The 7,404-nt window shown below is 71.3% G+C and carries 7 protein-coding genes; 2 read left to right on the forward strand and 5 right to left on the reverse strand.

Annotated features, from left to right (window positions below):
- Window positions 1-226: 226 nt before the first annotated feature.
- Window positions 227-2,734: a DEAD/DEAH box helicase gene (locus DJ75_RS05525; protein WP_094523312.1), complete on the forward strand. Its 2,508-nt coding sequence runs from the start codon at window positions 227-229 to the stop codon at window positions 2,732-2,734.
- 26 nt (window positions 2,735-2,760) lie between these two features.
- Here the strand turns inward: DJ75_RS05525 and DJ75_RS05530 are convergent, their stop codons facing one another.
- Together DJ75_RS05530 and DJ75_RS05535 are read right to left on the reverse strand one after the other, a co-directional pair.
- The gene (locus DJ75_RS05530) at window positions 2,761-3,849 is read right to left on the reverse strand and encodes a molybdopterin-dependent oxidoreductase (RefSeq protein WP_094523314.1); all 1,089 of its coding nucleotides are present in this window, start codon (window positions 3,847-3,849) and stop codon (window positions 2,761-2,763) included.
- Between the two features lie 78 nt (window positions 3,850-3,927).
- Window positions 3,928-4,755, reverse strand: coding sequence for an MBL fold metallo-hydrolase (locus DJ75_RS05535; RefSeq protein ID WP_094523316.1), 828 nt, complete (start codon window positions 4,753-4,755; stop codon window positions 3,928-3,930).
- Between the two features lie 100 nt (window positions 4,756-4,855).
- Here DJ75_RS05535 and DJ75_RS05540 point away from each other — a divergent pair, with 100 nt between their 5' ends.
- On the forward strand, window positions 4,856-5,884 hold the full coding sequence (locus DJ75_RS05540) for a succinylglutamate desuccinylase/aspartoacylase family protein (RefSeq protein WP_094523318.1): 1,029 nt from the start codon (window positions 4,856-4,858) through the stop codon (window positions 5,882-5,884).
- A gap of 36 nt (window positions 5,885-5,920) precedes the next feature.
- Here the strand turns inward: DJ75_RS05540 and DJ75_RS05545 are convergent, their stop codons facing one another.
- The 3 genes from DJ75_RS05545 to DJ75_RS05555 form a co-directional block, all read right to left on the reverse strand.
- The gene (locus DJ75_RS05545) at window positions 5,921-6,427 is read right to left on the reverse strand and encodes a Tfx family DNA-binding protein (protein ID WP_094523320.1); all 507 of its coding nucleotides are present in this window, start codon (window positions 6,425-6,427) and stop codon (window positions 5,921-5,923) included.
- Between the two features lie 126 nt (window positions 6,428-6,553).
- Window positions 6,554-7,033, reverse strand: a complete 480-nt coding sequence (locus DJ75_RS05550; protein ID WP_094523322.1) for a TRAM domain-containing protein — start codon at window positions 7,031-7,033, stop codon at window positions 6,554-6,556.
- Between the two features lie 129 nt (window positions 7,034-7,162).
- Window positions 7,163-7,404: hypothetical protein (locus DJ75_RS05555; RefSeq protein ID WP_094523324.1), on the reverse strand; the 242-nt coding region annotated here is incomplete at its 5' end.

Below are 7,404 nucleotides of genomic sequence, written 5' to 3' on the forward strand. Positions count from 1 at the left end.
CAGCTTATCTGAACACGAGGTGTGGAATCGGGGTAACTGTTAAGACGCCCCACTGAGATCCGTCTTCTGATGAGCGCGCAAACACCATCAGGAGACCGGCTCGCCGAGTGGGCCGAGCTGGTCGACGAAGACGTACCCGAGGAGCACCGAGAGGAGCGCTCCGTCGAGCGATAACTTTCACCCCGCTTCGCGAAGGCTTTAGGCCGACGGCGGCGAAGCGTCGCCGATGGCGACCGAGGCCGCCGGCATCGACAGACCCCTGCTCGTCGACGACTTCCTTCAAGAGCGCCGCTACCAGCTCCAGCTGGCGGCGTCCGCGGCCGACGAACACACCCTCGTCTGCCTCCCGACCGGCCTCGGCAAGACCACGGTCAGCCTGCTCGTCACCGCCGAGCGGCTCCACGAGGCCGGCGGGAAGGCCCTCTTCTTAGCCCCCACCAAACCCCTCGTCCAGCAGCACGCCGACTTCTACCGCGAGGCGCTCTCGATCCCGGACGACGAGATCGTCGTCTTCACCGGGGACGTGAAGCCGGACGACCGCGCCGCGCTCTGGGCGGACGCCCGAATCGTGATCGCGACCCCGCAGGTCGTCGAGAACGACCTCGTCGGCAACCGGATCTCGCTGCGCGACGTGACCCATCTGACCTTCGACGAGTGCCACCGCGCGACCGGAGACTACGCGTACGTCTACATCGCGGAGCGGTACCACGCCGACGCGGCCGACCCGCTGGTCACCGGGATGTCGGCCTCGCCCGGCGGCGACACCGAGGAGATCGAGACGGTCTGCGAGAACCTCGGGCTCTCGAACGTGGAGGTGATGACCGAGGACGACGCCGACGTCGACGAGTACACCCACGACACCGACGTCCAGTGGGAGCAGGTGACGCTCCCGGACGAGGTCCTCGAGATCCGGGACGCCCTCAACGAGGTGATCACCGACCGGCTGGAGAAGCTGAAGTCGCTCGGGGTGACGAACACGACGAACCCCGACCTCTCGCAGAAGGACCTCAACGCGATGCGCGGGAAGCTAAAGAAGATGATGGACAACGACCAGTCGGACGGGTACAAGGGGATGAGTACCCACGCCGAGGTGATGAAGCTCCGGCGCGCGACCGAGCTGGTCGAGACGCAGTCGGTCGAGTCCGTCCGACGCTACTTCGAGCGTCAGCGCGAGGCCGCCCGCTCGTCGGGTGCCTCGAAGGCGAGCCAGCGGATGGTCGCGGACCCCAAGGTGCGGGAGGCGATGCGGAAGACGGAGTCGTTCGACGGGCTCCACCCGAAGTTCTCGAAGGCGCGGATCCTGCTCGCGGAGACGCTCGGCATCAACGAGGGCGAGCGCGCGATCCTGTTCACGGAGTCCCGCGACACCGCGGAGGCGCTCGTGGAGTTCCTCTCCGCGAGCTTCGACGTGCGGAAGTTCGTCGGCCAGGGCGACAAGGAGGGCTCCGACGGGATGAGCCAGAAACAGCAGCAGGAGACGCTCGACGAGTTCAAGGCCGGCGCGTTCGAGGTGCTCGTCTCCACGTCGGTCGCCGAGGAGGGGCTCGACGTCCCCGAGGTCGACCTGGTCTGCTTCTACGAGCCCGTCCCGACCGCGATCCGCTCGATCCAGCGCAAGGGGCGGACGGGGAGACAGGCCGAGGGGAAGGTGGTCGTCCTGATGGCCGAGGACACCCGCGACGAGGCGTTCTTCTGGATCTCCCGGCGGCGCGAGAAGAAGATGGCCAGCCAGCTCGCCGAGCTGAAGGAGGCCACCGACGACATCGAGGAGACCGTCGGCGACGACGGACAAGCGGGCCTCGACGCGTTCGCCGGGGGGTCCGACGGCGCCGATGACGCCGGTGCCGACGCGGGCGTCGCGGGTGACGAAGGCACCGCGACCGAGGGTGACACGGCCGACGGCGACGCGACCGAGGGTGACGCGGCCGACGGCGACACCGGCGACGCCGGCCTCACCGACTTCGCCGCGGAGGCCCGGGCGGGCGGAGACGAGGCGGGCGACGCCGAGGAGTCGGGCGCCGATGACGACAGCACCGATGACGGCAGCGCCGACGACGGCGTCGTCGCGACCGCCGGCGTCGACGAGGGCGTCGAGGTCGTCGTCGACCAGCGCGAGCTCGACTCCTCCATCGCCAAGGACCTCTCGACGCGCGACGGGCTCGTCACCCGGCTGGAGACGCTCGCGGTCGGCGACTACGTGCTCTCCGACCGCGTCGCCGTCGAGCGGAAGTCGGCGGCCGACTTCGTCGACTCGATGCTCGACGCCGACCGCTCGATGTTCGAGCAGGTCGGCGAGCTCTCGCGGGCGTACGCCCGCCCCGTGATGGTCGTCGAGGGGACGAACCTCTACGGTCAGCGCGACATCGACCCCAACGCGATCCGCGGCGCGCTCGCGTCGCTCGCGGTGGACTTCGACGTGAGCGTTCTCCGGACCGAAGGCGAGGGCGACACCACGGAGCTGCTCGCGACGATCGCGAAGCGCGAGCAGGAGACGCGCGACCGCGAGGTGAGCGTCCACGGCGAGAAGACGACGAAGACCCGCGCGGAACAGCAGGAGTACGTCGTCTCCTCCATCGCCGACATCGGTCCGGTCACGGCCCGGACCCTCCTCGAACACTTCGGCACCGTCGAGGCCGTGATGACCGCGCCCGAGGACGACCTCTTGGAGGTCGGCGGCGTCGGTCCGGTGACCGCGGAGCGAATCCGCGAGGTCGTCGGCAGCGAGTACGAGTAGCGCTTCCCCCGGACCGCGCGAGCCGTTCAGTCGAACCCGCTCACCAGCGTCACCACCCACTGACCGAGGTCGTACTCGGACCTGACCTCCACGCGCGTCACCCATTTCACCCACTGGAACCCCCGCCGGTCGGGAGCGACGAGCCGGGCCGGCGCGCCGTGGCCGTGGCTCAGTCGCTCGCCGCCGACGTGCGTCGCGAGGAGTGCGTCTTCGGCCTCTTCTATCGGGAGGCTCCAGCGATACCCCGTGACGGACGTGAACCGGACGTAGGCCGCGTCGCCGTCGAGTTCTCCGGCCGCGTCGAGCAGGTCGCCGACGCGGATCCCGCCCCACTCCTGCACCGTGTACCAGCCGCTGGTGCAGTCGAGCAGCGCCTCCCGGTCGTGGTCGGCGGCGAGGTCCGCCGCGGTCAGGTCGACGGGGTCGCTCACGAGTCCCTCGACCCGCAGTCGGTACCCGTCCCGGTCGATCGGATCGGGGTCGTCGGCGACCCACGAGGTGACCGGGAACGCGCCGTTCCCGTCGCCCTCGCGGGGCTGTGACCCGGTGAACCGCCGGTCCGCGCCGGCCGTGTCGAGCAGGTCGTTGACGCCCTGCTGGAGCCGGTAGGTCGCGGCGCCGGCGGCCAGCAGGACGGTGTACCGAACCGCGGTCCGGCGGCGCTCGAAGTCGACCCGCCGCGGGAGCCGGAACCGGGTCGCGGCGTGCGCGGCCACGAGCGGGAGGAGGGCCAGCCCGAAGCCGACGTGGACGGAGAGGAGCGTCCAGTAGGAGAGCCGCACGTCGACTCCGAACACCCAGACGACGCCGGTCGCGAGCGCGCCGAGCGCGGCGACGAGCGTCAGGACCGACAGCGCGGTCGACCGCCGCCACAGGCTCGGCTCCGTGAGCCGCCGGCGGACCCGCGCGAGCTTCCACGCGAGCAGCGCGACGATGCCGACCCCGAGCGCGCGGTGGAGCCAGAACAGCGGCCACCCATCGGGGACGCCGACGGTGAACGAGACGAGCCCGGTGAGGACCTCCGCGGCCACGAACGCGAACAGCGACCAGTCGACCGCGCGCGGCGGCGGCTCCAGCCGGTCGAGGGCGCCGCGGAGTCGGGATCTCGCTCCCATCTCGGCCGTGGTACGTGCTAGCGAGACAAAACGGTGCGGTCGCGTCGCCCCCGCGCCCCGGCCGCCGCACGCGCCCCGTCAGAGGTCGTACGTCTCGCCGTCGACCGCGAGGGGCTCCGCGAACGCCTCGTCGGGCGGGTAGTAGTGCGCGACGTGGACGAGCCGGGTCCGGTCGGCGTCCAACTCCTCGGCGAGCGCGAGCGCACCCTCTCGGGTCATGTGCTTCGTGCCGAAGGTGCGCGGGACGCCGTCGGGCCCCTCGTGTCGCCCACCGATCGGGTGGTACTCGCAGAGCGAGGCGGGGACGATGGCGTCGGCCAGCAGGAGGTCGGCGCCGGCGAGCGCCTCGCGGGAGCGCTCGGGCACGTCGTAGCTCGTGTCGCCCGTCAACGAGAGTTTCGCGCCCGTCTCCGGGTCCTCGATGACGACGCCGTAACACAGCAGCGGCGGGTGGTCGACCGGGACGAAGCGGACCTCGAACCCGCAGGTCTCGAAGGGCTCGAACGGATCGCGGGCGTGGACGCCGATCCGGTCTTCCAGGTAGTCGTACTTCTCGCGGATCGTCTCGGCGACGCTCCGGTCGGTGGCGGGGTCGGTCTCGTTCGGCGCGTGCACCGGCAGTCCGTCGACCAGTCGGTAGACGTTGCCGAGGCCGTCGAGGTGGTCGAAGTGGATGTGCGTCACGATGCCGGCGTCGGGCAATTTGACGTCGTGAGCGAGGAACTGGCTCCGGAAGTCCGGACTGAAGTCGACGAGCAGCGACTCGCCGGTGCGCTCGTTTGCGACGTGGACCGAGAACCGCGAGCGCGACACCCCCCGCTCGCGCGCCGCGGCGCAGGTGTCGCAGTCGCAGCCGACGGTCGGCGTCCCGGTCGTGTCGCCGGTGCCGAGGAGCGTGACCCGCATCTCGGCTCCGTCTCGGCGACCCATCGACTTAGCGTCCGTGGTCGGTCGCGCCGGAACGTCGGCCCCCGATTTATAAACGCGTCAGGCCCGACCTCCCGATATGCACGACGCCAGCGAACTCGTCCTCGCGCGGCTCCCCTCGGGCGTCCCGATCCGGACGACCGTCCACGCGTACGGCGAGGGCCGCCTCGTCGACGGCCCGGACGGCCCCGAACTCGACCTCCCGGCCGACGGCGGCCCCGTGATCTACGCGCAGGCCGCACAGCACGGCCGCGAGGTGAACGGCACCGCGGTCCTCCGGCGGCTCCACGAGCGACTGACCGGCGGGTCCGGCGGGGCTCCGGACGCGGCCGCCCTCGACGGCACCCTCGTGACGGTCCCCGTCGCCGACCCGCTCACCTTCGACCGCGTCTCGTACACCACGCCGGAGCCGCTCGACTCGACCCACTCGAACATGAATCGCTGTTGGCCCGGCGACGACGAGGGGACGCTCCACGAGCGCATGGCGGCCCGGCTCTGGTCGTTCGCGAGCGCGGCGGACGCGATCGTGGACCTCCACACCGGGTCGCCGGCGATGCTCACGCATACCGTCTACATGCGCGGCGACGAGGAGTGCCGGTCGCTCGCGGAGGCGTTCGGGACCGACCTCCTGCTCGCGGAGGCGGCGGGCGACGAGGCGGACGCGGAGTGGAGCGAGCGCGGCTTCGCCGGCAAGCTCCGCGTCGCCGCCACCCGAGAGGGGACCCCCACGATCACGCCGGAGCTCGCGCACAGCCGCGAGGTCGTCCCCGAGGCCGTCGACGCCGGGTTGAAGGGGACGCTCGGCGTCCTCCGGCGGGAGGGACTGCTCCCGGGCGACCCCGAGCCGTGGGACGGCACCGTCGCGCGGAACCACCTCGGACGCGTGAACGCCGCCGAGTCGGGGCTGTTCACCCCGGAGCGTGACCTCGCCGTCGGCGACGAAGTGGTCGACGGAGAGCGGCTCGGCGCCGTCCACGACCCGACGACGTTCGAGCCGCTGCAGACCGCGACGGCCGACCGCGACGGGATCGTCTACTCGATCGCCCGCGAGTCGACGGTCACCGCGGGCGCGACGCTCGTCGGCGTCGCGGAGCGGCTGGAGGAGTGACCGCCGGGGATCGGAGGCCGGGGCGCCCGCCGGCGCTCACGGCTGTCGCACGCGGATCTGTCCGTTCGCGTCGACGGTGACGAACAGGCGGCTGCGCACCTCGCGGCCGTGGACCGCGTCGCCGGCGCGGTCGCCGATCGTCTTCATCAGGTCCGGCGCGGTCTGGTTCACCTTCACGCCCGCCTCGTCGCAGGCGTCGTACACGCGCTTTGGGGCGTCGTACAGGTCCGTGCCGGCGTCGATCTCCACTCGGACCGGCGCGGCGAGCGCCTCCGCGAACGCGACCGTCTCGCGGGCCCGCTCGACGTTGTCGCGGGCGCTGGCCTCGACGCTGGAGACGTTCGCGCGCGACGTGCCGAGCCGGTCGGCGATGTCGGACTGGCGGAGCCCCCGCTCGCGGAGGGCGAGCACCTCCGCCTGTCGGTCGGTGAGGACGCTCTCGTCGGCCTCGAACCCGGCCCGTTCCAGCAGCTCGGCGGCGTCGATGTCCTCGACGTCGTCGGCCGCGTCAGCGGCGTCGGCCGGACCGTCGTCTGCGACCATACACGTCGCGAGGGGACGCTCGCTCAAAAAACGGTGGTTTCACCCCTCGCGTCGAGGGGTTCGGCCGGAGGGGGCCGATCGGCGGCGTCCGGACTGTCCGTGGGGTGGGGCCACCCCGGGACGCGCTCACTTGCCCCAGAAGTTCTCGCGGCTGCCGAGCCGTTCGCGCTTCGGCCGGTCGCGGCGGCGGTCGCCCTCGTCTTCCTCGTCGTCGCCCTCGGCCTCGGTATCGCCGTCGCCGTCGTCGTCGTCCTCCTCCTCTTCGGGATCCTCCGGGAGGCGTTCGACGACCTCCTGCGCGGTCGCGTGGCTCGACTTCACGCGGTGGATCCGCACCTCCGCGCGCGCCGGCGGGAGGAGCCCGTCGACGAGGATGATGAAGCCGTCGTCGGTGCGCCCCACGCCCGCGCCGCTCTCGTGGATGTCGTCGACCTCGACTATCACCTGTTCGCCGGGCTGGACCGGCTGCTGTTTCAGCTCGTAGATGGGCATGTCGTAGTGGTTACACCACTCCGCGCCGCCCTTGTTGCCGTAGTGTTGACACCCCATCCCCTCGATTCGCTCGTCGAAACTGGGGCAATCGTCGGCGAGTGGACAGTCCGCCATACCGTAGGAGAGACCGGCCGCCGTTGTAAACGTTTTCGACTGGCTGGGCGAAAATCCGGACTCTCGGCGGCTCACCCGGGTGAACGGCGGCCGATCCGTACGGCGCCTCCCCTCGCGGCCGAGCCCCGCTCACAGGAACTCGCGGACCTCCGAGTACCACATGTCGTGGTGGTCGACCGCGCCGACCGCGTCGGCGACATCGACCGCGATCGCGTGCCAGCAGCGCTCGCTCGGGTCCTCGGCGTCGAGGTTGTACGTCGCGTCCGCGCAGGTGCACTCCCCGTCCTCGACGACGTACTCGTCGTCGTGGCCGACGACGACGGTGAAATCGCGGTAGCGCTTCACGCGCCCCTCGCCGACGATTGCCCCAG

The organism is Halorubrum sp. Eb13, from assembly GCF_002252895.1.
Classification (GTDB): Archaea; Halobacteriota; Halobacteria; order Halobacteriales; family Haloferacaceae; genus Halorubrum.